The organism is Streptomyces hainanensis, from assembly GCF_004348415.1.
Taxonomy (GTDB): domain Bacteria; phylum Actinomycetota; class Actinomycetes; order Streptomycetales; family Streptomycetaceae; genus Streptomyces; species Streptomyces hainanensis.
Map to the genome: position 1 here is coordinate 1 of NZ_SMKI01000903.1, position 738 is coordinate 738.

The 738-nt window shown below is 74.7% G+C and carries 1 pseudogene; it reads left to right on the top strand.

Annotation, left to right across the window (positions count from 1 at the left end):
- Positions 1-150: 150 nt before the first annotated feature.
- A pseudogene (locus E1283_RS36735) lies at positions 151-738 on the top strand (M6 family metalloprotease domain-containing protein); the annotation flags it as partial.

A 738-nucleotide genomic window follows, 5' to 3' on the forward strand; every position in this document is an offset into this window, starting at 1 on the left:
CCCGCGCCGAACACGCGCACCACGCACGCGCCCCCTCCGGCCTCCTGCACCCCGAGCGCGTCATCCGCCCCGCCGGAACCTTCGGGTACCCGCCACCCGAACGCGTCACTCCACGGGCGCCCCGCCGATTCGCGGTCCCATCGTGGACGCATGCCGCACATACCCGGCCGCCGGGCCGCGCTCGCCGCCGGAGGGTCCCTCGCCCTCCTCCTCGGCAGCACGCCCGGCACCGCGGTCACCCCGCCGACCGGCACCCCCGCGGCGGGCTCGACCACGGTCACCGACTGCGCCCCCGAGGCGCACCCCAGCCTGGCCGAGGGGCTGACCGAGACCATCGGCGCCGCCCCCGGGTTCGCACCCGCTACCGGTGACGTCACGGCCCTCACCGTCTTCGTCGACTTCCCCGACAGCGAGGCCGACATCAGCACCCGCGACCGGTTCGACGAGTTCTTCCCCGCCACCGCCGACCACTTCGCCGCCAGCTCCTACGGCCGCCTCGCCTACCGCGCCGTCCCCCTGCACCACTGGCTGCGCATGTCACAGCCCTTCGAGGACTACGGCATAGACCGGGGCGCCGGCTGGCGCCCCGACGACGACCAGGGCTACAACCGCCTCCTCCACGAGATAGTCGACGCCCTCGAGGACGACCCCGACTTCACCGGCTTCGCCGACTACGACCTGCTCAACGTCCTCGCCGCCCCCGACGCCGGCCCCCCGGCCACCGAACAGGTGCTGTCC